General features: G+C 53.2%; 20 protein-coding genes and 1 pseudogene. 14 read left to right on the top strand and 7 right to left on the bottom strand.

The window, feature by feature from the left end:
• A pseudogene (locus KO503_RS06990) lies at positions 1 to 986 on the bottom strand (hypothetical protein); the annotation flags it as partial.
• 141 nt (positions 987 to 1127) lie between these two features.
• Here KO503_RS06990 and KO503_RS06985 point away from each other — a divergent pair.
• A complete protein-coding gene (locus tag KO503_RS06985; protein ID WP_215990819.1) occupies positions 1128 to 1793 on the top strand; it encodes a thiamine diphosphokinase in 666 nt (221 codons plus the stop codon).
• Positions 1794 to 1809: 16 nt separating this feature from the next.
• Here KO503_RS06985 and KO503_RS06980 read toward each other — a convergent pair whose 3' ends face one another.
• On the bottom strand, positions 1810 to 2712 hold the full coding sequence (locus KO503_RS06980; RefSeq protein WP_215990818.1) for a DMT family transporter: 903 nt from the start codon (positions 2710 to 2712) through the stop codon (positions 1810 to 1812).
• Positions 2713 to 2754: 42 nt separating this feature from the next.
• Complete coding sequence (locus tag KO503_RS06975) at positions 2755 to 3150, bottom strand: YbaN family protein (protein WP_215990817.1); 396 nt, start codon at positions 3148 to 3150, stop codon at positions 2755 to 2757.
• Between the two features lie 283 nt (positions 3151 to 3433).
• On the opposite strand from KO503_RS06975, the gene rpiA reads away from it, so the two are divergent.
• The 5 genes from rpiA (at position 3434) to KO503_RS06950 (ending at position 9657) form a co-directional block, all read left to right on the top strand.
• On the top strand, positions 3434 to 4219 hold the full coding sequence (gene rpiA, locus KO503_RS06970; RefSeq protein WP_215990816.1) for a ribose-5-phosphate isomerase RpiA: 786 nt from the start codon (positions 3434 to 3436) through the stop codon (positions 4217 to 4219).
• Positions 4220 to 4368: 149 nt separating this feature from the next.
• Positions 4369 to 5730, top strand: coding sequence for a glutathione-disulfide reductase (gene gor, locus KO503_RS06965; protein WP_215990815.1), 1362 nt, complete (start codon positions 4369 to 4371; stop codon positions 5728 to 5730).
• Positions 5731 to 5903: 173 nt separating this feature from the next.
• Complete coding sequence (hflK, locus tag KO503_RS06960; RefSeq protein WP_215990814.1) at positions 5904 to 7049, top strand: FtsH protease activity modulator HflK; 1146 nt, start codon at positions 5904 to 5906, stop codon at positions 7047 to 7049.
• Positions 7049 to 7924, top strand: a complete 876-nt coding sequence (hflC, locus tag KO503_RS06955) for a protease modulator HflC (protein WP_215990813.1) — start codon at positions 7049 to 7051, stop codon at positions 7922 to 7924. Before hflK ends, hflC begins: the two co-directional genes overlap by 1 nt.
• A gap of 248 nt (positions 7925 to 8172) precedes the next feature.
• Positions 8173 to 9657: a Do family serine endopeptidase gene (locus KO503_RS06950; protein ID WP_252730970.1), complete on the top strand. Its 1485-nt coding sequence runs from the start codon at positions 8173 to 8175 to the stop codon at positions 9655 to 9657.
• An 82-nt stretch (positions 9658 to 9739) separates the two neighbouring features.
• Here KO503_RS06950 and KO503_RS06945 read toward each other — a convergent pair whose 3' ends face one another.
• Positions 9740 to 10273 (bottom strand): peptidoglycan-binding protein, encoded by a 534-nt coding sequence (locus tag KO503_RS06945; protein ID WP_354667575.1) that lies wholly within the window; start codon positions 10271 to 10273, stop codon positions 9740 to 9742.
• 243 nt (positions 10274 to 10516) lie between these two features.
• On the opposite strand from KO503_RS06945, the gene KO503_RS06940 reads away from it, so the two are divergent.
• The 3 genes from KO503_RS06940 (at position 10517) to purU (ending at position 12521) form a co-directional block, all read left to right on the top strand.
• Complete coding sequence (locus KO503_RS06940) at positions 10517 to 10840, top strand: 2Fe-2S iron-sulfur cluster-binding protein (RefSeq protein WP_215990812.1); 324 nt, start codon at positions 10517 to 10519, stop codon at positions 10838 to 10840.
• Positions 10840 to 11571, top strand: coding sequence for an FG-GAP repeat domain-containing protein (locus KO503_RS06935; RefSeq protein ID WP_215990811.1), 732 nt, complete (start codon positions 10840 to 10842; stop codon positions 11569 to 11571). The genes KO503_RS06940 and KO503_RS06935 overlap by 1 nt, the downstream gene beginning before the upstream one ends.
• Before the next feature lie 65 nt (positions 11572 to 11636).
• Positions 11637 to 12521, top strand: coding sequence for a formyltetrahydrofolate deformylase (gene purU, locus KO503_RS06930; RefSeq protein WP_215990810.1), 885 nt, complete (start codon positions 11637 to 11639; stop codon positions 12519 to 12521).
• Positions 12522 to 12978: 457 nt separating this feature from the next.
• On the opposite strand, the gene purD is transcribed toward purU, so the two are convergent.
• Positions 12979 to 14241 carry a phosphoribosylamine--glycine ligase gene (gene purD, locus KO503_RS06925; RefSeq protein WP_215990809.1) on the bottom strand — a complete coding sequence of 421 codons (1263 nt, stop codon included), beginning with the start codon at positions 14239 to 14241 and terminating at the stop codon, positions 12979 to 12981.
• Between the two features lie 101 nt (positions 14242 to 14342).
• Here purD and xseA point away from each other — a divergent pair, with 101 nt between their 5' ends.
• Positions 14343 to 15875: an exodeoxyribonuclease VII large subunit gene (xseA, locus tag KO503_RS06920; RefSeq protein ID WP_215990808.1), complete on the top strand. Its 1533-nt coding sequence runs from the start codon at positions 14343 to 14345 to the stop codon at positions 15873 to 15875.
• A 30-nt stretch (positions 15876 to 15905) separates the two neighbouring features.
• Here xseA and KO503_RS06915 read toward each other — a convergent pair whose 3' ends face one another.
• Together KO503_RS06915 and KO503_RS06910 are read right to left on the bottom strand one after the other, a co-directional pair.
• Positions 15906 to 16307 (bottom strand): hypothetical protein, encoded by a 402-nt coding sequence (locus KO503_RS06915; protein ID WP_215990807.1) that lies wholly within the window; start codon positions 16305 to 16307, stop codon positions 15906 to 15908.
• A gap of 55 nt (positions 16308 to 16362) precedes the next feature.
• Positions 16363 to 17439, bottom strand: coding sequence for an alkane 1-monooxygenase (locus KO503_RS06910; protein ID WP_252730969.1), 1077 nt, complete (start codon positions 17437 to 17439; stop codon positions 16363 to 16365).
• Between the two features lie 140 nt (positions 17440 to 17579).
• Between KO503_RS06910 and ftsY the strand changes: the two genes are divergently transcribed.
• The 4 genes from ftsY to KO503_RS06890 are packed head-to-tail and all read left to right on the top strand — an operon-like array spanning position 17580 to position 20743.
• Positions 17580 to 18755, top strand: a complete 1176-nt coding sequence (gene ftsY, locus KO503_RS06905) for a signal recognition particle-docking protein FtsY (protein WP_215990806.1) — start codon at positions 17580 to 17582, stop codon at positions 18753 to 18755.
• Positions 18752 to 19186, top strand: coding sequence for a hypothetical protein (locus tag KO503_RS06900; RefSeq protein WP_215990805.1), 435 nt, complete (start codon positions 18752 to 18754; stop codon positions 19184 to 19186). The genes ftsY and KO503_RS06900 overlap by 4 nt, the downstream gene beginning before the upstream one ends.
• Positions 19187 to 19198: 12 nt before the next feature.
• Positions 19199 to 20101, top strand: a complete 903-nt coding sequence (locus tag KO503_RS06895) for a DMT family transporter (protein WP_215990804.1) — start codon at positions 19199 to 19201, stop codon at positions 20099 to 20101.
• 15 nt (positions 20102 to 20116) lie between these two features.
• The gene (locus KO503_RS06890) at positions 20117 to 20743 is read left to right on the top strand and encodes an inner membrane-spanning protein YciB (RefSeq protein ID WP_215990803.1); all 627 of its coding nucleotides are present in this window, start codon (positions 20117 to 20119) and stop codon (positions 20741 to 20743) included.
• Positions 20744 to 20819: the final 76 nt, after the last annotated feature.

Here is a 20819-nt window from a genome sequence, read left to right as displayed (position 1 = left end):
TCAACAGCCTCAACAGCCTCATCGGTGATCTGGGCTTGCTCTACATCCGCAGCTTGGGCTGCTGCGGCGGCCTTTGTTGCGGCGGCCGCTTTCAAACGTATTCTACGCGCCCGTTTTGCTGCAATACGATCTTGAGCGGCTTTGGCCTGTGCAGCGAGTTTTGCGTCTTCTTCTGTTTTCTCAGCGCCTTCTGGCGTGACAGTCTGTTCCACAATATCCGTATCGTGGCTTGCGGATGTGCCCTCGGCGACAGAATCGTCTTGTGACTCGCCAAAGGAATCTGTGGCGTGTTGGTCTTCGGCGTAGACTGAGGTGCCGCGCTGGGCGACAGCCGCGCGGATGCGTTCAAGCTTGTCTGCGATGGATGCAGGCTTAGAAACCTCTTCAAGCGCGTCTATGGCTGGTGCTGGTGTGGCAGGAGACGGCGCGTCTTGTGTTACATCTGTGTCTGCAGCATCTGTGTTGGTCTCAACTGAAGTGGTCTGTGCAAGGTCTGTGTCATCTGCGGCGGTATCGTCAGCGTCAGCAATAGCGGCAAGAGGCGTTTCAACAACCGGCGCAGCTTTGGCTTTAGCGGCGGCTTTGCGTTGCAATGCGCGGGTGTTGCCCGGCTTGCCCGCTTTTTTGACTTTTTTGCGTTTCGCTTTTTTTGCTTTTGGCGCGGCTGCGACCGTGTCTGACACGGAAGCAGGCTGAGCAATGCCGTCCGATGCAGGTGAGGCGGTGCCATCGTCCATTTGACGCAGAACAACGCCGTTGCCTTGCACTTTGGCTTCGACGCGGCGTTGAATTTCTTTTTCTGCAATCGAGTGCAGCATGTTTGCGTCTGGTGTCGGGGGTTCCGCACCAAAGTAGCGGTCATCTGCCGCGAGATCCCTAAAGTACTCGGCAATGCCGCGCATTGTGGAGAACGGATCATCGAAACCTTCCAACGTACAGGAGAAGGTTCCATAGGATACCGTCAGTATTTTATTATCACTAACCATGCTTACACTCGCTTTCTGCTCTTGCTCAGCAACGCCATATTTACCATGAATTGGTTCGAGAATTAGAACAGAACCAAGAAAACAGCTTGATTATTTCGTGTTTTAATTGTGGCAAAACGGGTAATGGTGCACGGTGACTTCATGACAAAATACGTCCTTTCCAGCCCCAATGGGGTGACTTTGCTCGGCGGTGGCAAGGTGAGTCCTGCAACGCTTGACCACGCATTGATACACGCCCCCCATCTTGTCGCGGCAGATGGTGCGGCGGCCACAGCGCTTGAATTGGGCCATATGCCCGAGGCCGTGATCGGAGATTTTGACAGTCTGCCTCATAGCATTCGTGACAAAATGCCCACCGAAATCTTACATCATATCCCCGAACAAGACAGCACAGATTTTGAAAAATGCCTATCCCGCGTGGACTCTGCGCTTATTTTGGGCGTTGGGTTCATGGGGGCGCGCATCGATCATGAGCTGTCCGTCTATAACACACTTGTGCGCTATCCTGAAAAACACTGCATCATTGTGGGTGACATCGACATATGTATTCATGCGCCGCGCAGCTTGCGGCTTGAGCTGGAAATCGGCACGCGGGTCTCGCTGTTTCCGTTGATGCCTGTGACTGGAACCAGCAAAGGTTTGCTTTGGCCGATCGACACTATTGTCTTTGGACCGGCGGGGCGGATCGGCACCTCAAATGAGGCAAGCGCGGAAACGGTTGAACTGAGCTTTCATGGTGATGGCATGTTGCTGATTCTTCCACGGCGCGCTTTGCCCAATTTATTGAACGCTTTGAACTGGCAATGACGAAGCCGTCTTGCGCTTAGGGCTGAGAGCGCAGCTGTCGCGCATTGAGGTGTTCGCGGTGCAAAAGATACAGTCCTGATCCGACGATAAATGCGACACCGATCCATGTTGTCGTTTCCGGAAAGTCGCCAAAGACCCAAAACCCAACGGCTGTGGCAAAAGCCATTTCCGCATAGGCCAAAGGGGCGACCGTGGCGGAGGGCGCGAGACGCAAAGCGAAGGTCAAAAACAGATGGGACACAGTCGCGAGAACGCCGACGCCTGCGAGATAGATCCACATGACGCCTTGGGGCATAACGGCGTCAAACATGCCGCCATGACCTTCGAAGACAAACAACAATGGGACGGAAAAGAGCAAGGCCAATCCTGAGGTGGCAGATTGTAGCACCAAAGGGGGATGAGCGCGCAACTGGCGTGTCACCAGCATATAGGCGGCAAAGAAAAATCCTGCGGCCAAGGGCCAAAGGGCGACATAGCCAAAGGCCAAGAGACCCGGTTGCACGACGATCATTGCGCCAATGAAGCCGACGCCAGAGGCAAGGATGCGGCGGGGGCCGACCTGTTCGCTCAAGAATACCCAGCCCATAAACATCAAAATGAAGGGTTCGATAAACACGATGGCCAAGGCATCGGCCAAGGGCATGACGGAGATGGCGGCCACAAAGGATATAGTTGACCCCAGTGTAAACACCGCACGCAGGGCTATAAGGCCCCAATCGCGCGGCGATATACGCCAACTGAGGCGCAAGACCAATGCGATGGGCAAGACAATCGCGCCCTGCACCAAATAACGCGCAACTGCGATCTGCCCCGTGGGGTGGATATCAGATGCAAGTTTTGCGCTGGCGTCCATAAGGGGGGCAAGGGCGGTAAAGGCGAGCATGCAAAGGATGCCAATGACGGGACGATCTGTGTTCATCACGCTATTAGAGATAAACGGATTTGCCGCGCAAGCTGAACTTTAACGATTGGGTCGCGTTAAAATGTACAGGGCCGCTGCAGACATGCACAGCCCTTGGATTATGATGATCTTTAAAGGCATGGTAAATGCAACTGACATGGCCAAACTGACGCCCATCATCGTCAGTGCCACCATCTTTATACGCGGGGCGATTGACCCTGTGTCTTCCCAATTCTGAATGGCTGGGCCGACTGTGGGATGAGTGATCAACCAATGGCGCAAGCGAGGCGATCCTTTGGTGAACAAGAACGCGGCCAAAATGAAAAACACCGTCGTGGGTAAAATCGGCAGCACAGCCCCGATCAGCCCAAGCACAACGCAGAGCCAGCCGAGGGCCAAATGTATGTATTTGATTGTGGCGTTACTAAAGCTTGGCACAGGGATTATGGGGTCCATCAGACTGGGATGCCTGCAGTTGAGTTCTATTTGGTGTCATCACGGCACTGCGGATGGTGAATAGCTGTGCGCTCATGTGAATATTTCAAGAGCTGCAAGAATGAAAGCTTGGCGATGACTGGGATGTGAATTCACACTATCACCGCCAAGGGCGAGCGCCTATAAGGAATGAATAGATCGCGTTGGCTTGGGGTGAACCCCAAAATGCGATTTATGCTGACGATACGAAATGACGCTAAGGCCTTGCAAAGGGCTGCGGTCACTCAATCACGGAGAGCCATCCATGTCTGACACCCTTTCCCCGATCGATACGGCCAAATTTGTTGCGGCCAAACGCGCTGTTGGGTTTGTCGAAGACGGTATGAAACTTGGGCTGGGCACAGGGTCGACGGCGGCTTGGATGGTGCGTTTGCTGGCAGAACGCGTGCGCAACGAGGGCCTGCGCATCACCGGTGTGCCCACATCAACGCGCACCGCGGAACTGGCCCGCCAGCAAGGCCTGCGGGTGATGTCCTTGGATGAGGCCAAATGGCTGGACCTGACCATCGATGGCGCTGATGAGTTCGACGTTGAATTGAACTTGATCAAAGGTGGCGGCGGGGCGTTGCTGCAAGAAAAAATCGTGGCCACGGCATCCGACCAGATGATCGTTATTTCGGATGTGTCCAAACAAGTCGACACATTGGGTGCGTTTCCTTTACCTGTCGAAGTGATCCCCTTTGGCTGGCAAACGACCAAAGCATTGGTGGAAGAGACGCTGGTGTCTATGGATGTGTTGGGGCAATATTCGACGCTGCGGATGAACGGCGACACGCCTTATTTCACCGACGAGGGCAATCATATCATCGATTTGCATCTGCAACGTATCGGCAATGCGCGTCAACTGGCGTTGATCTTGAACCAAATTCCGGGTGTTGTGGAAAACGGTCTGTTTATCGATATCTGTGATGTGGTCGTCATCGGCCATGGTGACGGACGTGTCGAGACGCATGACATCAACTCTGGCGAAACCACAGAAGACCGGGTGCAGTTTGCCGACAGTGAAAACATCTTTGCAGATATCGACTGACCGTGAGCGTGTTGGCTCACGTGGTTTCTATGGTTTCACTCTTATCACGAAAAGTTACGCCCCGCAGGTCGCTGCGGGGTTTTGTTTTGGGCGCGGTATGCCTACATTTGGCGTCAACTTTGAAAATTTCCCTGACTGGATGGTGACACATGACTTTTGATTTTGATCTCTTCGTAATCGGCGGTGGCTCCGGTGGAGTACGCGCTGCGCGTTTGACCGCAGCAGGGGGCGCCAAAGCTGCCTTGGCGGAAGAGTTCCGCATGGGCGGTACATGTGTGATCCGAGGCTGTGTGCCGAAAAAGCTGATGGTGTTCGCGTCTCAATATTCCGGCGCAGCTACCGAGGCTGCCTCTTACGGGTGGGATATCTCAATTGGCGAGTTCAACTGGGCGTCATTCCAAGCGCGCTTGAAGGCAGAGCTGTCGCGTTTGGAAGCCATCTATACCAAAAACGCTGGCAATGCGGGTGTTGAGATTTTCCACCAACGCGCCACGGTCAAAGACGCGCATACTGTTGTCTTGGCTGACGGCACAGAAGTCACAGCAAAGCACATCTTGATCGCCACAGGCGGCACGCCATTCGTGCCTCAAAACGTGCCCGGCATCGAACACGCGATCACATCCAATGAAATTTTTGATATTCCCGAGCTGCCAAAACGTATCTTGATCGTGGGCGGTGGTTATATCGCATCCGAGTTCGCTTGCATCTTTAACGGTTTGGGGGCGGAAACGTCGCAATACTACCGTGGCGCGCAGATTTTGCGCGGATTCGATGATGAAGCACGTGGCCATATTGCCGAAGTGATCAAGGACCAAGGCATTCATTTGCACACGGGCACAGACGTCGAAAGCATCGACAAAAAAGACGACGGCTTGCATGTGACATCTACGGACGGCAACACCAAGGTGTTCGACGTGGTGCTTTATGCCACTGGCCGCACACCAAAAGTGGACGGCCTTGGCCTTGAAGCTGTTGGCGTGGAGCAAGGGCGGTCTGGCGAAGTTGTGGTTGATGATTACAGCCAAACCAATATCCCGTCGATCTATGCTGTGGGCGATGTGACCAACCGTATCCAACTGACACCCGTGGCCATCCGCGAAGCCGTGGCTTTTCATGAAACGGTGTTCAAAGGCAATCCGATGAAACCGGATCACGCCAATGTGCCGTCAGCCATTTTCACCCAGCCTGAATATGGTGCCGTGGGATTGTCAGAAGAGCAAGCTCGTGAGGAAGGCCCTGTCGAGGTCTATTCTGCCGCCTTCCGCCCCATGCAAAATGCATTCATCGAAAAAAATGAACGGGTGATGTTCAAGTTGATCGTTTGTGTGAACACGCGCAAAGTCTTGGGCTGTCACATCATCGCGCCTCATGCGGGCGAAATGATCCAGCTTGCAGGCGTGGCCGTGAAAATGGGGGCCACCAAAGAAGATTTTGACGCCACAGTTGCGGTGCACCCGACCATGGCCGAAGAAATCGTGCTGATGAAAGAGCCCGTGCGCGTCCACAAATAGGGTCTGCGCCTGCTCTGGGGCAAAAAACATCATGTAAAAACACATAATTGCAGCGCGCACTGGCGCGCTGCCCTTGAAACCTGCCCCTAAAAAGAACATTTTAAGCGCAAGCCTTGGCCTACTGCGGATGTCTGTGGTTGTGCCAATAGTTTTTGAGAGAGGAACAGACCTAAATGGCCAGCAATAACGGCGGACCATGGGGATCGGGCGGCGGTGGAAATCGCGGCAACGGGCCTTCGAACGATGATAAAAACTCAGGCGGCGACCGCCGTCCGAATGGTGGCAATCAGCCCCAAATCCCCGAGATCGATGAGTTGCTGGGCAAAGGCAATGAATACCTTAAGGTCTTGATGGGCGGCAAAGGCGGGGGCAATGGCACTGGGGCTGGTCCGAACGGCACTGGCGGCCCTGGCAAGATTCCAAAAGCTTGGATTGGCCTTGGCGCTTTAGGGGCTATTGGCATTTGGGCGTTCAGTTCATTTTATGCTGTGCAAACAGAACAAAACGGCGTTGAGCTGTTCTTGGGTCAATACCACCGCACCACCACTGAGGGTCTGCAATTCGCGCCTTGGCCTTTTGTGACGCATGAATTGGTCAACGTGACAGGGCAACGCTCTGAAAGCATTGGCGCTGGCTCTGCTGACAATGATGGCTTGATGCTGACCACGGATGAAAACATCGTGGACATCGATTTCCAAGTGGTTTGGAACATCAACGATTCCTCTAAGTATCTGTTCAACCTTGCGGATCCGCGCGGCACTGTGCGTGCTGTCAGTGAATCCTCAATGCGCGAAATCATTGCCTCACGGCAGTTGTCTCCGATCCTCAACAGGGACCGTGGCCAAATTTCTGACAACGCCAAAGAACTGATCCAATCGACTTTGGATGATCTCGATGCGGGTATTTCTATTGTGCGTGTCAACCTCGACAAAGCGGACCCGCCTGTCGAAGTGATCAACGCCTTCCGTGATGTTCAAGCGGCTGAACAAGAACGCGACCGTTTGGAACGCCAAGCGGATGCCTATGCCAACACAGTTGTTGCGGGCGCACGTGGTACATCTGCCAGTATTCTGGAACAAGCCGAAGGTTACCGCGCACGCGTTGTGAATGAGGCTCAAGGTGAAGCGTCCCGTTTCACAGCCGTTTTAGGTGAATACCAACTCGCCCCAGAAGTGACCCGTAAACGCCTGTATTTGGAAACCATCGAAGAGGTTTACAGCGGCGTGGATAAAATCATTCTGGATGAAGGCAGCGAAGGATCTGGCATCGTGCCGTATTTGCCGCTCAATGAACTCAAGAAAAACGGGGGGACCAACTAATGAAAAAGCTTCCAGTACTTTTCATCGGCCTCGTGATTGTCGTCGTTGTGTTCATGTCGTCGATCTACATTGTGGATGAACGCCAAAAGGCCTTGGTCATTCAGTTCGGTCAAATTAAAGCCGTCAAAGAAGAACCAGGTGTGGCATTCAAAATTCCGCTGATTCAAACCGTGGAATATTTTGACGATCGCATTCTGTCGCTTGATACGGCGGAAACCGAAGTCACGCCCTCAGATGATCGTCGTCTCGTGGTTGATGCTTTCGCCCGCTACCGTATTGTGGACGTCGTGAAATTCAAACGCGCTGTGTCTACAGGCGGTTTGCGCAAAGCTGAGGTCGATTTGAACGGCATCATCATTGACCGTATTCGTGCCGTTTTGGGGGCCGATGGTGTGACATCTAACACCATTTTGTCAGCTGAACGGACCGTTTTGATGCAGCAAGTCACGGAACAAGCACGCACCCGTGCCGCCCAACTTGGGGTGGATATTCTGGACGTACGTCTCAAGCAAACAGACTTGCCAGAGCAAAACTTGGATGCGACATTTGCGCGGATGCGTGCAGAACGTGAACGCGAAGCCGCGGACGAGCGTGCACGTGGTGAAGAAGCCGCGCAACGTGTGCGGGCGCAAGCTGACCGGACTGTGGTTGAACTTGAATCTGATGCGAGTCGTCAAGCTGAGATCACCCGTGGTGAAGCTGACGCTGAACGCAACCGGATCTTTGCGAACGCCTTTGGTGCAGACCCTGAATTCTTTGAATTCTATCGCTCACTGAATGCGTACCGCGCTGGTTTGACCGGAGACACCACCTCGATGGTGATCTCTCCTGACTCAGAATTCTTTGATTATTTGAAGTCCTCTGACGGTCGCTAAGGTTCGATCTTGAAACAATTTTTAGGGGCCAGCGTGTTTACGTTGGCCCTTTTCTTTTGTCCAAAGCCCATAAATATGGGGAATGTGAACGCATTTTTCCTCTATTTTGTTTCACGCAGCGATCACATGCAGTTGACTGAACGCGACTGACATTGAGTTGCGCCCAATAGTGCTTATCTTTACCGATATTGGTAGACTAAAGCGTCACGCGACGTTTGATGCGCGTGCATTACGGAGGAAAGAGTCCTATGACCACGGCAATCGCCATTCCATTTAAAACCGACAGCAAACGCTCGCAAATGCGGGCTATGTTTGTGGCCCTGATCGGGGCCGTCGCCTTAATGCTCCAAGCCACAACGGTAGATGCGCGCGGCGCACCTGACAGTTTCGCGGACTTGGCTGAGCAAGTTAGCCCTGCCGTTGTGAACATCACGACGACCACCATCGTTGAGGCTTCAACTCAAGATACGCCAATGGTGCCCCCTGGGTCGCCCTTTGAGGACTTCTTTAAAGACTTCATGGATCGTGGCGGGCAGGGCGGCAACAATACAGCCCCGCGTCGTAGCAATGCACTGGGATCAGGTTTTGTTATCTCTGAAGACGGCTACATCGTCACCAACAATCACGTGATTGAAGGCGCTGATGAGATCGAAATCGAATTCTTTGAAGGCTTCGTTTTACCTGCCACTTTGGTTGGTACTGACCCCAAAACTGATATCGCTGTGCTCAAAGTTGAAAGTGACAAGCCGTTGAAGTTCGTCAGTTTTGGCGACAGTAATATGGCGCGTATGGGCGATTGGGTGATGGCTATGGGCAACCCGCTTGGCCAAGGGTTCTCTATCTCTGCCGGCATCGTTTCGCAACGTGGCCGTGCCTTGCAAGGTGCTTATGACGACTACATCCAAACCGATGCAGCAATCAACCGCGGTAACTCTGGCGGTCCGTTGTTTAACATGGAAGGCGAAGTTATCGGCGTGAACACGGCTATCTTGTCCCCGAACGGTGGTTCTATCGGTATCGGCTTTTCTATGGCGTCAAATGTTGTCTCGCGCGTGACAAATCAGTTGACTGAATTCGGTGAAACCCGTCGTGGTTGGTTGGGCGTGAAAATCCAAACTGTGTCCGATGATGTCGCCGAAGCCATGGGGCTTGAAACTGCATCAGGTGCTTTGGTCACGGATGTACCAGAAGGCCCATCAAAAGACGCAGGTCTTGAGGCTGGTGATGTGATCTTGTCCTTTGACAACAAAGATGTCGAAGACGCCAATGGCTTGGTGCGCACTGTCGGCGAAACGGAAGTGGGCAAAGCTGTTCGTGTTGTGGTGTTCCGTGATGGCAAAACCAAAACGCTGATGGTGACGCTTGGTCGTCGCGAAGAGGCAGAAAATGTAGCCTTTCCTGTTGCAGGTAATGAGTCTGTTGAGCCTGAGGATACGACACTCTTTGGCCTGACAGTAATGCCGCTTAACAATGAGTTGCGTGAGCAGCTTGGCGTTGCGCGCGGCACAGATGGTCTGGCCGTGGTTGACGTTGATGAGGCCTCTGAAGCCTTTGCAAAAGGTCTGCGGTCTGGGGACGTGATTGTTGAGGCTGGCCAAGAAAAGATTGCCTCTGCGGATGACCTAAAACTACGTGCTGAAGATGCGCGTGAGGCAGGCCGCAAGACCGTTCTTTTGATGGTACGCCGTGCGGGTGAACCACGTTTCGTGGCTCTTGGTGTCTCAGAAGAATGATGTCGTAAGACAGCTTAAATATTATAAAAGGGGCGGTCTAATGACTGCCCCTTTTTACGTTTGAAACTCCGATTTATTGTTCTCACGCGGGACGCGGCATTTCCACCAGTCCAAGTTTGCGTGCGGCGGCCAATGACAGGATCTCGCTGTCCAACCCTTCGGGCTTTTGATAGGCGGCGATTGCGCGGCGCGTGGCACGGTCAAGCTTGCCATTGACTTGCCCAGAGTAAACTTCGCGCACGGCCAAGGCGCGCTGCACTGAGGCAATGAATTGCGGGGTGAGCGCATCGGCACACAGCGTTTCAAACCACAGTTCTTTGCGTTCGCGCACAATGTCTTGCCGCGTTTCAGTGCGGTAAATCGCAGGATAGGATACCGATCCATCTGCATTGATTTGCGGCGGCTGCACCAACACCTGTTCGGTTACTGTTTCAACAATCGCAGGTGTTGTATGGCGCCCGTAGCAAGCATCGGGATCAGCCCCAGGAGGGGCCGAGGTCGCATCACCTGCGCGTAGAATTTCATCCGTGGGAGCCGACATTTGGCAAGCGCTAAGGCTTACGAACAGAGTTACTGCACCACAAAATCGCAGCGCCATGCGAGATGGAAGGATCAAAGCCTGTATCATTTGCTCGGTGTCCGTTTTTGGATCATTGACATCAGCATAGCGTCAAACCAACAGCTGTGAAAGGCCTGCGCATAAAGGCACATGATGCGTGTCACTATTGCGCAAAATTGCAAGGACGTTACGCCATTATGATCATGAATAGGCGTGTAAACGCGGCAATGCACTCTTTTCTTAGTCACGCGAGCACGATAGTTTCCAACTAACTTTAGTGGACTGCAGATAGGATCTCCAATGGCGAAAATCACCTATGTTGAATTTGGCGGCACAGAACATGTCATTGACGTGCCAACTGGCCGGACGGTTATGGAAGGCGCGCGTGACAATAATGTGCCCGGTATCGACGCCGATTGCGGCGGAGCCTGCGCCTGTTCCACCTGTCATGTTTATGTGGCTCCTGAGTGGGTGGAAAAACTAACGCCTATCGACCCCATGGAAGAAGACATGCTCGATTTCGCTTTTCAGCCAGACCCAGCGCGATCACGCTTGACCTGCCAAATCAAAGTGACAGACGCTTTGGACGGTTTGGTTGTGAACCTGCCTGAAAAACAAATCTGATGCGGTTTGGGGCTGTTCTCGTTGCGGGCGCGGCCCTGTGCGCCTTTGCTGCCGATGCGCAAAGTATCGTTTCTGCCAAATACGTCACATTGACCGATGCTTACGGGCATGGGGCTGTCGCGGGCGGGGAACATGCCGAGCTTGAGGTGACCTTGTCGGACGGTAAACGTCTTGGCGTGACCTATCGCAGTGCTATTTTTGAAGACACCGCGCCGCGTTTGCATGACTTTGACAAGGATGGCTCGCCTGAGATTGTCACTGTCGTCTCAACGTTTACAGCAGGGGCGCGGGTTCAGGTGTTCACGCTTCGTGATGATGCATTGATTCCTGTCGCGGCCAATCCCCCCATCGGCACCCGCAATCGTTGGCTGGCCATCGTAGGGATTGCAGATTTTAACGGTGATGGTGTGGACGAGGTTGCTTATGTGGATCGTCCGCATTTGGCCAAGGTGCTGCGGCTTTTGTCTGTCGACATCGATGGGGCGGCAGGCACGACCTCTGAACTTGTGTCCAAAGCAGGGCTGACAAACCATCACTACCAAGCGCCTATGATCGAAGGTGGTGTGCGCAATTGCGCGGAGCAAGCGCCGGTGATTGTCACTGCCGATGCAGATTGGAAAAACATCGTCGAGACACAGTTTGTGGATGGTGCTTTGCACAGCAATACGAGTGCGCCCTACACTGGCGCAAAGAGTTTCGATCCCTTTTTGACCTGTGAGACAGGCGAATAGGGCTGAGGTCTTAGACCTTGAAGCATAAAAGCTTTTAACACATTAAACACCAAGGACACCGCACTATGACCTCACATGTTTTAACCGTCACCTGTCGGTCTACCCGCGGTGTCGTTGCGGCGATTTCAGGTAAGCTGGCGGATCTTGGCTGTAACATATCCGATTCCACGCAGTTTGATGACCCTGGTACGGGGCAGTTTTTTATGCGTGTGAGCTTTGTCTCAGAACAGGGTTTGGATGAGGCGACGCTTATGGACGGCTTTGCGCCTGTTGCAAAAGAGCTTGATATGCAATGGTCGATGCATAACGAGGCAACAAAGATGAAAGTCGTCTTGATGGTCTCGCGTTTTGGTCATTGTTTAAATGATCTTTTGTACCGCTGGCGTATCGGTGCTTTGCCGATTGATATCGTCGGCGTGATCTCGAATCACATGGACTATCAAAAGGTTGTGGTCAATCACGACATTCCGTTCCACTGCATCAAGGTCACCAAAGAAAACAAATCAGAGGCCGAAGCAGCGATCATGCAAGTGGTCAAAGACACTGGTGCCGAACTGATTGTTTTGGCGCGTTATATGCAAATTTTGTCGGATGATATGTGTCAGCAGATGTCTGGTCGCATCATCAACATCCATCATTCGTTCTTGCCGTCCTTCAAGGGCGCCAATCCTTACAAACAAGCGTTCGAGCGTGGTGTGAAACTGATCGGTGCGACGGCGCATTACGTGACGGCTGATTTGGATGAAGGCCCAATCATTGAGCAAGACACAGTACGCATCACCCATGCGCAAAGTGCGGATGATTACGTGTCTTTGGGGCGTGATGTGGAAGCGCAGGTGCTGAGCCGTGCCATCCACGCGCATATCCACCATCGGGTGTTTATCAATGGCAACAAAACGGTCGTGTTCCCAGCCTCGCCTGGAAGCTATGCCAGTGAGCGTATGGGGTGAGCGGCGGTCTCACCGCAGGTGAGATCAAAAGGTCTGGTGGACCTTTTGAAGTCGCGAACGCCCGAGCACGCTTGCGAGGGCAGGGTGCCTGTTTTGCGTCTCACCGCATGTGAGATCAAAGGGTCTGGTGGACCTTATTGAAGTCGGGAACGCCCGAACACGCTTGCGAGGGCAGGAAACTAGGCACTCAAAATAAATACAAAACAACCAAAAGGCGCGCCGTTCGAGCGCGCCTTTTGTATTTCCAAGAACCCACCAGTGGCTTTGCCGCTTGTGTCATTCATGTATTTCGGGTTTCACCCTTTGGTTCTTGATCCCTTTATCGTGGATTAACCTTAAGAAATGGTAAACGCGATCAAGAGGTTAAGAAACCCAAGACAATTGCAGGTATTATTTTGACCAAAGAAAAACGCCGCTCCAAGATGGGCGGCGTTTTCAACTTCTCGTGGGGGGCCGATTAAAGCGCGCGCCAGCCAATGTCTGAGCGGTTGAACCCTTCGGGCCAATCAATGCCATCGATCATCGCGTAAGCCGCATCACGCGCCTCTTGCAGTGATGGCCCACGCGCTGTCACGTTTAACACTCGCCCGCCAGAGGCGACAATTGCACCCTCTTTGGACGCAGTGCCCGCATGAAACACCATGCGATTGCTGTCGGCAGGCAAGGTGCTCAGGCCTTTGATCTCAGTGCCTTTTTTGTACGCTGCCGGATAGCCATCTGCGGCCATCACAACCGTCAATGCGTGATCATCGGCCCAATTGGCTTGAGCTGCATCAAGAGTGCCCTCAGCTGTGGCAATCAACAGATCAAGCGCTTGTGCGCCCAGACGCATCATCAACACCTGACATTCAGGGTCACCAAAACGACAATTGTATTCCACAAGGCGCGGTTGGCCATCTTTGATCATAAAGCCCGCATATAGCACCCCTTGATAAGGCATGCCGCGCTTGGCCATTTCGGCTACAGTCGGCTTGACGATTTCATCCATGGCTTTTTGGATCACGCTGTCGGTCATCACTGGCGCAGGGGAATACGCACCCATGCCGCCTGTGTTCGGCCCTGTGTCACCATCGCCAACGCGTTTGTGATCTTGCGCAGTCCCTACGGGCAAAACGTTGGTCCCGTCACACAAGATAAACCAAGACGCTTCTTCGCCGTCCATGAACTCCTCAACCACGACTTCCGCGCCAGCGGCACCAAATTCACCGCCGAACATGTCGTCCACGGCGTCCAATGCCTCTTGCAGCTCCATCGCCACAATCACACCTTTGCCAGCGGCCAGACCATCGGCTTTCACCACAATCGGCGCGCCTTGGGCACGGATATAGGTTTTGGCGGCCTCGGCATCGGTAAAATGTGCGTAGCCTGCAGTTGGTGCGCCAGACGCATCACATATTTCTTTGGTAAAGCTTTTAGAGGCCTCAAGCTGAGCTGCCGCTTGTGAGGGGCCAAATGTCAAAACATTAGCAGAACGCAACACGTCAGCCACGCCCGCGGCCAAAGGCGCTTCTGGTCCGATGATCACAAACTCGATGGCGTTTTCTTCGACAAAACTAAGCACCGCATCGCCATCGTTAATGTCAAAATGCGCGCATTCTGCAATTGCGGCGATGCCTGCGTTGCCAGGGGCCACGATCAGCTTGTCGCATTTGGGGTTTTGCAGCACCGCCCATGCAAGCGCATGTTCACGTCCACCAGATCCGAGAATGAGAATGTTCATCGCGCCAATTCCTATGCTTCACCTTTTGTTGTTGGCGTTCTAAAGTCTGACCCAAGCTGACACAAGTCTAACTCGTTGACCAAATAAGGCGTGCGCCCCCTATGTCCGATCTTTTCGAAGACGAAGCCCCAAAAGGCACCTCAAATGCTCCTGAATTCACGGTGTCTGAGCTTTCGGGCGCTGTGAAAAAGATGATCGAGGGGGAATTTGGATTCGTGCGGGTCCGTGCCGAAGTCGGCCGTGTGTCGATGCCGCGCTCTGGGCATATGTATTTTGACCTTAAAGACGACAAAGCTGTGATCAACGCTGTGTCTTGGAAAGGCCAAGTCGCCAAAATGGACGTGCGCCCCGAAGAGGGGATGGAGGTCATCGCCACAGGTCGAATGACGACATTTCCCGGCGGATCGCGTTATCAGTTGATCGTCGATAGTATCGAGCCCGCAGGGGCTGGCGCTTTGATGGCGATGCTGGAAAAGCGTAAAAAAGCATTGGCCGCAGAAGGGCTGTTTGATGCGGGGCGCAAGCAACCTATCCCTTATTTGCCCGAAGTGGTGGGGGTTGTGACATCGCCGTCTGGGGCGGTGATCCGCGATATTTTACACCGCTTGCGTGACCGGTTTCCACGCCATGTTTTGATCTGGCCTGTGGCCGTGCAAGGGCAAAACAGTGCGCGCGAAGTGGCCAATGCGATTGAACAGTTTAATGCCATGCCTGTGGACGGTGTGATTCCGCGCCCTGATTTGTTGATTGTGGCGCGGGGCGGTGGCTCTGTCGAAGACCTTTGGGGGTTTAACGAGGAAATCGTCGTGCGTGCCGCTGCGGCTTCACATATTCCGCTGATTTCTGCTGTGGGACACGAGACGGACACCACTTTGATCGATTTCGCCTCAGACATGCGCGCGCCCACGCCGACCGCTGCGGCTGAAATAGCCGTGCCGGTGCGCCGCGAATTATGGGTTTTGATCCAAGAGCAAAAGGGCCGCATGGCGCGGGGGCTTAATCAAAGTTTGCAACGCCGCAAGCAACGCTTGTCGGATTTGGCACGGATCATGCCTGCCAAAGACCGCCTGTTGGACGTGCCGCGTCAACGCGTTGATCAGGCCGATGCGCGGTTGGGGCGGGCCTTGGTCTTGAGCGTCAGCAAGCAGCGCAATCGTTTGACCTCGACCTCTGCGGGGCTGCGATTGGGAGTGCTGAAAACCAAAGTGGACCGTGGTCGTGAGCGGTTGAACGCATCGGCACGCAGCCTTGATCCCGCGCGTTTGGCCGAACTTACGCAGCGCAAGCGTGATCGTTTTGATCAAGTCTCTGCACGTCTTGTTCTTGCCGCGCGCGCACAAGAACAACAACGCCGTCAAAGACTTGAGCGCCTTGAGGCCATGCGCCAAGCTATGGGATATGAGGAAACGCTCAAACGTGGATATGCTGTGATCCGAGATGTGTCTGGTGGCTTGGTGACCTCTGTGACCGATGCGGCTAAAATGCACGAGGTTCAGTTTTCCGATGGACGTGCGCAGTTGACTGGCGTGGTCTCGGCCTCTGCAGTCACTGCATCTACGGTTCCGACAGAGAAACCTAAGCCTAAGCCCAAAAAACAAAAGCCCCCAGCCCCAGATCAGGGATCTTTGTTTTAGAAACAGTGTCTTATAAATCGTGATCTGGGCTTAAACGCCCAAACCCGGTGCCATGCAGGCCAAAGGACCGTCGGTTGCCCAAGCCTCATACAATTCTGTGCTGCTGTCGCCGTTGAAAACAGCTGTGAGCTTGTCGTCTTCAAGATAAAAACTCCAACACTGCGGCGCTGCGCCATCTTGGTAAACAAAGCAAATGTTGTCTTCTTTTTCATACCAAACACCTTCCATACAGGTGTCTTCGTCAAAGGCCCAGCGAACGCGGTTGTTTGGCAGGTATTGTTCGGCCCCATAAGGTTCGCCGTTTTCTGCAAATGTCAGCGTTTTGCCTGTGGCATAAGCGTCAAATTCAGCGCCGGACAAAGGTTCGGCGGTGGCGGCGGCTGTGGCTGTGATCAGAGTTACAGCGAGTGGGAGAAGGACATGTTTAATCATTTGCTAACTTTGCCATTAGAAACATCGTCAGGCCAGTCACTTTGTTGGTAATTGGTTAACTTATTCGTGTCGTATCAACCTCGCGTTGCGCCATGATCCGGTCCACACGGCGGTCCATCACGTGGCGCCAAGCACTTGGGATTAAAGCGAGGGTTGCCATCGCTGGCAGGGGGCGTGGCCACATTGGCATATCGGGGGTAACCTCAAGCGCCACATAGGGCGTCATAGGATGTGCGTGATGATCGGAATGACGCGGTGCATTCAGCATCAAAAAAGAGCTGAACCAATGCGGGCTGTTCCACGAATGCGCTGGCCCAACAGGTTCGAACCCGCCACTTGGCAAGGCATTGCGGCGCAGCCCGTAGTGTTGCACATAATCAGACAGCATCAACTGGCTTGAGGCATAGAAGGACAGAGCTATGTATATGATAAGTCCTGAAAACCCGCCGATTAATGCGGCCAAGATTAAGCAGAACAACGCACCGCCAAGGTATAACGCATAGGGGTGAACGCCTCCTTTGTTTGCTTGTGACCGCATGGTGCTTTCTGCCAACAACCCTGCCTTAAATGAGCCGATCCAAGCGCGGGGTAAAAAGCGGTAAAAGCTCATGCCTTTGGGGGCAGAATTTGGGTCCATATCAGTCGCCACAAATCGGTGATGCACTTTCGGATGTGCGGAAGCGTGATGTCCGAACAGGATCGAAATATAGACCCAAGTCCCCAAACGACGGTAAAGCGGCCCTGTGCGATGTACCAGCTCGTGAGCGTTGGAATTGGAAACCTGCCCAAAAAACAAACCCGTTGCGAGAAATACAGAAAATTTTTCCCAATTGCCTAGGGCGCCATGTGACAAAGCATAAATGACCAAAGGCAAAAGCAAAAAATGCGCGATAGCCAAGATCGCAGATAAGGTATTTGCTGCGGGAAATTCGGTTTCAGGGTCTGATGGCGAACGTATAAAACGCACCAGCATATCAAGCCCATATGACAATATTGTCATATAAATCAGTGACGTAATGGTCCAAATGCCCCCAAATGTTGCGCCGAGCGCCAACAAAAAAACGGGAAGGCATGTCGCGGCGGCAAAGAACCTTACCATATGTCCGCTGGTCTTAGGGGCTGAGTGTTGCATCGTATATCCTTGATGTTATCAGTCTTTTACACGCCAAAAGTTATGAAATCACTTGGTATTTCGACGCATCACCGTTGGCTTGCTCTTCCATCCAAAGGGATTCGGCATTAAGTCTGCAAAATCTGGAAAGGTGGGTGTCCATGTCTCTGTTTGGAAAGCTCAAAAATCGTCTTTTGAAAACTTCGTCCAAGTTGGACGAGGGATTAGAGGCGATTGTCAAAGACGCAACGCAAGAAACCGCCCCTGTTTCACCGCAGGACGAGGCGATTTTGCCTGCCGTCGATACCTCTGATGAGGCAACGCCAGATATTGCAAATCCGAAAAGTGACGAGACTGAACCGGTTGCGGATCAGACGCCTGAGCCAGCTCCACTTGAAACAGTGACCCCCATCACAATCGCGCCCGTTGTTGAGGATGCTGCGCCGAGCAAACCTGGCCTTTTGGGGCGGATGCTTGGGCGCAAAGTTAACCCTGCAGCCGCGCGTCGCGTGCTTGACGATGAGATGCTCGAAGAGCTTGAAGAATTGCTGATCACCACGGATATGGGGGTGGAGACATCGATGCGTGTCACAGCAGCGATGGCCGAAGGGCGGTTTGGTAAAAAACTGTCTGCACAAGAGATCAAAGACCTGATGGCGCGCGAAATTGCGCGGATCATGGAACCTGTCGCCAAACCTTTGCCAATTTACCAAAAGACCCCACAAGTGGTTTTGGTTGTTGGTGTCAACGGCTCGGGTAAAACCACGACCATCGGCAAGCTGGCTTCGCAGTTTCGTGCGGCTGGAAAATCGGTTGTGATCGCGGCGGGTGATACGTTTAGGGCAGCGGCTGTCGAGCAATTACAAGTTTGGGGAGAGCGCGCGGGTGTGCCTGTTTTGACGGCCCCAGAAGGGTCCGATCCTGCTTCGCTTGCTTTTGATGCCATGACCGAGGCGCAAAAAATCGGCGCAGATTTGTTGATGATTGACACGGCTGGTCGCCTACAAAATCGTGCGGATTTGATGGAAGAATTGTCAAAAATCGTCCGCGTCATTCAGAAAAAAGACCCAAGCGCGCCACATAACACATTGTTGGTGCTTGATGCTACCACGGGGCAAAATGCGCTCAACCAAGTTGAGGTGTTTCAAAAGCTTGCCGATGTCACTGGTTTGGTGATGACCAAGCTGGACGGCACAGCCAAAGGCGGTGTTTTGGTCAGCTTGGCCGATAAATTTGGTCTGCCGATCCATGCGATTGGTGTGGGCGAACAGATCGATGATCTCGCGCCTTTTGATCCCGAAGATTTTGCCGCAGCCTTGATGGGCTTGGAGGAATGATGCTCGAGATTCGTAAAGCCATAGGCCCCGACAATTGGGTGTCCGAGGGCGATGTCGTGGAACGCCGCGAAGCCATGCAAGATTTGTTTTACGACCATGCGCTGTGCCCATCCCAAACCGAAGAAGACTGGCCTGATGATCGTCAGCTTTTTTCTGAAATGGTTGTTTTGGATGGCTCCCGTGTTGTCGGCACGGCGATGTTGGTGTTGGACCCCGAGCGCGAAGACATTCAACTGCGGGTGTTTGGCGTCGGGCTTTTGCCGGATTATCGCACGAATTTTATCATCACGGCGCTCGAAGAACAGTTGATCACAGACAGTTATCTGGATGACAGCATACCCTTTATCGAAGGCGCGGATGGACGATTGATCACCAATCCTGCCGCTGATTTTGAAGGCTTACCGCAGCGTCCCCGACGCCTTGCCGCGTAACGCGCGTCGCTGATGGGCCATTGGATCACGTCATTAGAGGGCACCGAGCTTGGGCATCAACTGGCGCTGATCTTGGCGATTTCTGCTGCCATTTTACATGCGTTTTTTGGTGCCTTGCAAAAAGGTCGTCACGATCCGTGGTTGTCACGCGGGGCGATGGATTTTTGTTATGGTCTGATCGCAGCGCCTTTTGCGCTTTTTGTCGTGCCTTGGCCGGAGCCGCATATGTGGCTGATTTTTGCAGGCATGTTTGTCATCCACACCGGTTATAAAATCGCCCAAGGCTACACCTATTCAAAGGGAGCCTATACGGTCGTCTATCCGGTGGTGCGTGGCACGGGGCCTTTGTTCACCGTGATTGGCGCTGGCTTTGTATTTGGTGAACATTTCTCTGTTCAGCAATGGATCGGCGTGGGGGTGTTGATCTCAGGTATCTTTGGTTTGGCCGTGTATAATCTGCGCACGATCACCGTTGGGCGTGACACGATGGTGCCCGCTTTGATGCTGGCCATTTTGACGGGCGGTTTTGTGGCGCTCTACACCACATATGACGCTTACGGCATTCGCGCGACTGCGGATCCGTTTACGTTTCTGGCGTGGTTTTTCTTTCTTGACGGATTTGTGATGCCACTCATTGCGGCTGTCCGCTATCGTCGCATGACAGATCGGCCTGATCTTTTGCCTTTGATGAAACGAGGGCTTTTGGGCGGTGTTATCGCTTATTTTTCCTTTGGTTTCATCATGTTGGCGACACGTTTGGACAATGTCGGCGAAGCGGCAGTCTTGCGGGAAACCTCCACCGTCTTTGCGGCCTTGATCGGCTGGTTGGTGTTGAAAGAAAAAGTTGGACCACGGCGTTTGGCGCTCATGGCTTTGATCGCTCTTGGTGCTGTGATAGTGGAAATGGGCGGATAACGTGAAGGACGCAGCATGACGGAAAAGAATGTGAAACCTTGGGTCAAAACAGCCCTTGAAATGGGGCCTGTGCTGGCCTTTTTCGTTGGGTTTATTGTGCTCAAAGATCGCGAGTTTGTCGTGGCAGGCGAGACCTACACAGGCTTCATCGCGATGACCGCATTGTTTGTACCGCTTTTGATGTTGTCCACATTTGTGCTGTGGCGTTTGACGGGTAAACTGTCGGCGATGCAAATCATGACACTGGTGCTTGTGACGGTCTTTGGCGGCTTGACGATTTTCCTGAATGACGAACGGTTTTTCAAAATGAAACCAACGATGATTTATGCGCTGTTCGCAGGTATCCTCGGGTTTGGTTTGCTGCGTGGGCAAAGCTATTTGCGTGTGGTGATGGGGGAAATGATGCCCATGGATCACACGGGCTGGATGAAGCTGACCCTGCGGATCACGCTGTTGTTTCTGGCGTTGGCCGTGGCGAATGAATTGATCTGGCGCAATCTGTCGACAGAGACGTGGGTCCAGTTCAAAACCTTTGGCTTGCCCATCGTGATGTTCGGGTTTTTCATGACCCAATCAGGCCTTTTGTCGCGTCACACCATTGAAGCGGATGGCATTGATCCCGATGATAAAGACGCGTCATAAACGCCGCCTTTTAAGTTATTTCAAACGACAAGCGCACAGAAATTCATTTCTGTGCGCTTTTGCGTGAGGGATGCTC

This window comes from Pacificibacter marinus (genome assembly GCF_018860505.1).
GTDB lineage: Bacteria > Pseudomonadota > Alphaproteobacteria > Rhodobacterales > Rhodobacteraceae > Celeribacter > Celeribacter marinus_B.
The sequence above is the reverse complement of the archived record's forward strand: the minus strand, read 5'-3'. Positions and strand labels throughout refer to the sequence as shown.

Excerpts from the sequence above, each read along its gene's own strand:
- KO503_RS06980 (WP_215990818.1), bottom strand. The coding sequence starts at position 2,712 with ATGAACACAGATCGTCCCGTCATTGGCATCCTTTGCATGCTCGCCTTT.
- KO503_RS06890 (WP_215990803.1), top strand. The coding sequence starts at position 20,117 with ATGACGGAAAAGAATGTGAAACCTTGGGTCAAAACAGCCCTTGAAATG.
- gor (WP_215990815.1), top strand. The coding sequence starts at position 4,369 with ATGACTTTTGATTTTGATCTCTTCGTAATCGGCGGTGGCTCCGGTGGA.
- purD (WP_215990809.1), bottom strand. The coding sequence starts at position 14,241 with ATGAACATTCTCATTCTCGGATCTGGTGGACGTGAACATGCGCTTGCA.
- KO503_RS06975 (WP_215990817.1), bottom strand. The coding sequence starts at position 3,150 with ATGGACCCCATAATCCCTGTGCCAAGCTTTAGTAACGCCACAATCAAA.
- KO503_RS06895 (WP_215990804.1), top strand. The coding sequence starts at position 19,199 with ATGGGCCATTGGATCACGTCATTAGAGGGCACCGAGCTTGGGCATCAA.
- KO503_RS06910 (WP_252730969.1), bottom strand. The coding sequence starts at position 17,439 with ATGCAACACTCAGCCCCTAAGACCAGCGGACATATGGTAAGGTTCTTT.
- KO503_RS06950 (WP_252730970.1), top strand. The coding sequence starts at position 8,173 with ATGACCACGGCAATCGCCATTCCATTTAAAACCGACAGCAAACGCTCG.
- KO503_RS06940 (WP_215990812.1), top strand. The coding sequence starts at position 10,517 with ATGGCGAAAATCACCTATGTTGAATTTGGCGGCACAGAACATGTCATT.
- KO503_RS06985 (WP_215990819.1), top strand. The coding sequence starts at position 1,128 with ATGACAAAATACGTCCTTTCCAGCCCCAATGGGGTGACTTTGCTCGGC.
- xseA (WP_215990808.1), top strand. The coding sequence starts at position 14,343 with ATGTCCGATCTTTTCGAAGACGAAGCCCCAAAAGGCACCTCAAATGCT.
- KO503_RS06915 (WP_215990807.1), bottom strand. The coding sequence starts at position 16,307 with ATGATTAAACATGTCCTTCTCCCACTCGCTGTAACTCTGATCACAGCC.
- KO503_RS06900 (WP_215990805.1), top strand. The coding sequence starts at position 18,752 with ATGATGCTCGAGATTCGTAAAGCCATAGGCCCCGACAATTGGGTGTCC.
- hflK (WP_215990814.1), top strand. The coding sequence starts at position 5,904 with ATGGCCAGCAATAACGGCGGACCATGGGGATCGGGCGGCGGTGGAAAT.
- purU (WP_215990810.1), top strand. The coding sequence starts at position 11,637 with ATGACCTCACATGTTTTAACCGTCACCTGTCGGTCTACCCGCGGTGTC.
- KO503_RS06935 (WP_215990811.1), top strand. The coding sequence starts at position 10,840 with ATGCGGTTTGGGGCTGTTCTCGTTGCGGGCGCGGCCCTGTGCGCCTTT.
- rpiA (WP_215990816.1), top strand. The coding sequence starts at position 3,434 with ATGTCTGACACCCTTTCCCCGATCGATACGGCCAAATTTGTTGCGGCC.
- hflC (WP_215990813.1), top strand. The coding sequence starts at position 7,049 with ATGAAAAAGCTTCCAGTACTTTTCATCGGCCTCGTGATTGTCGTCGTT.
- ftsY (WP_215990806.1), top strand. The coding sequence starts at position 17,580 with ATGTCTCTGTTTGGAAAGCTCAAAAATCGTCTTTTGAAAACTTCGTCC.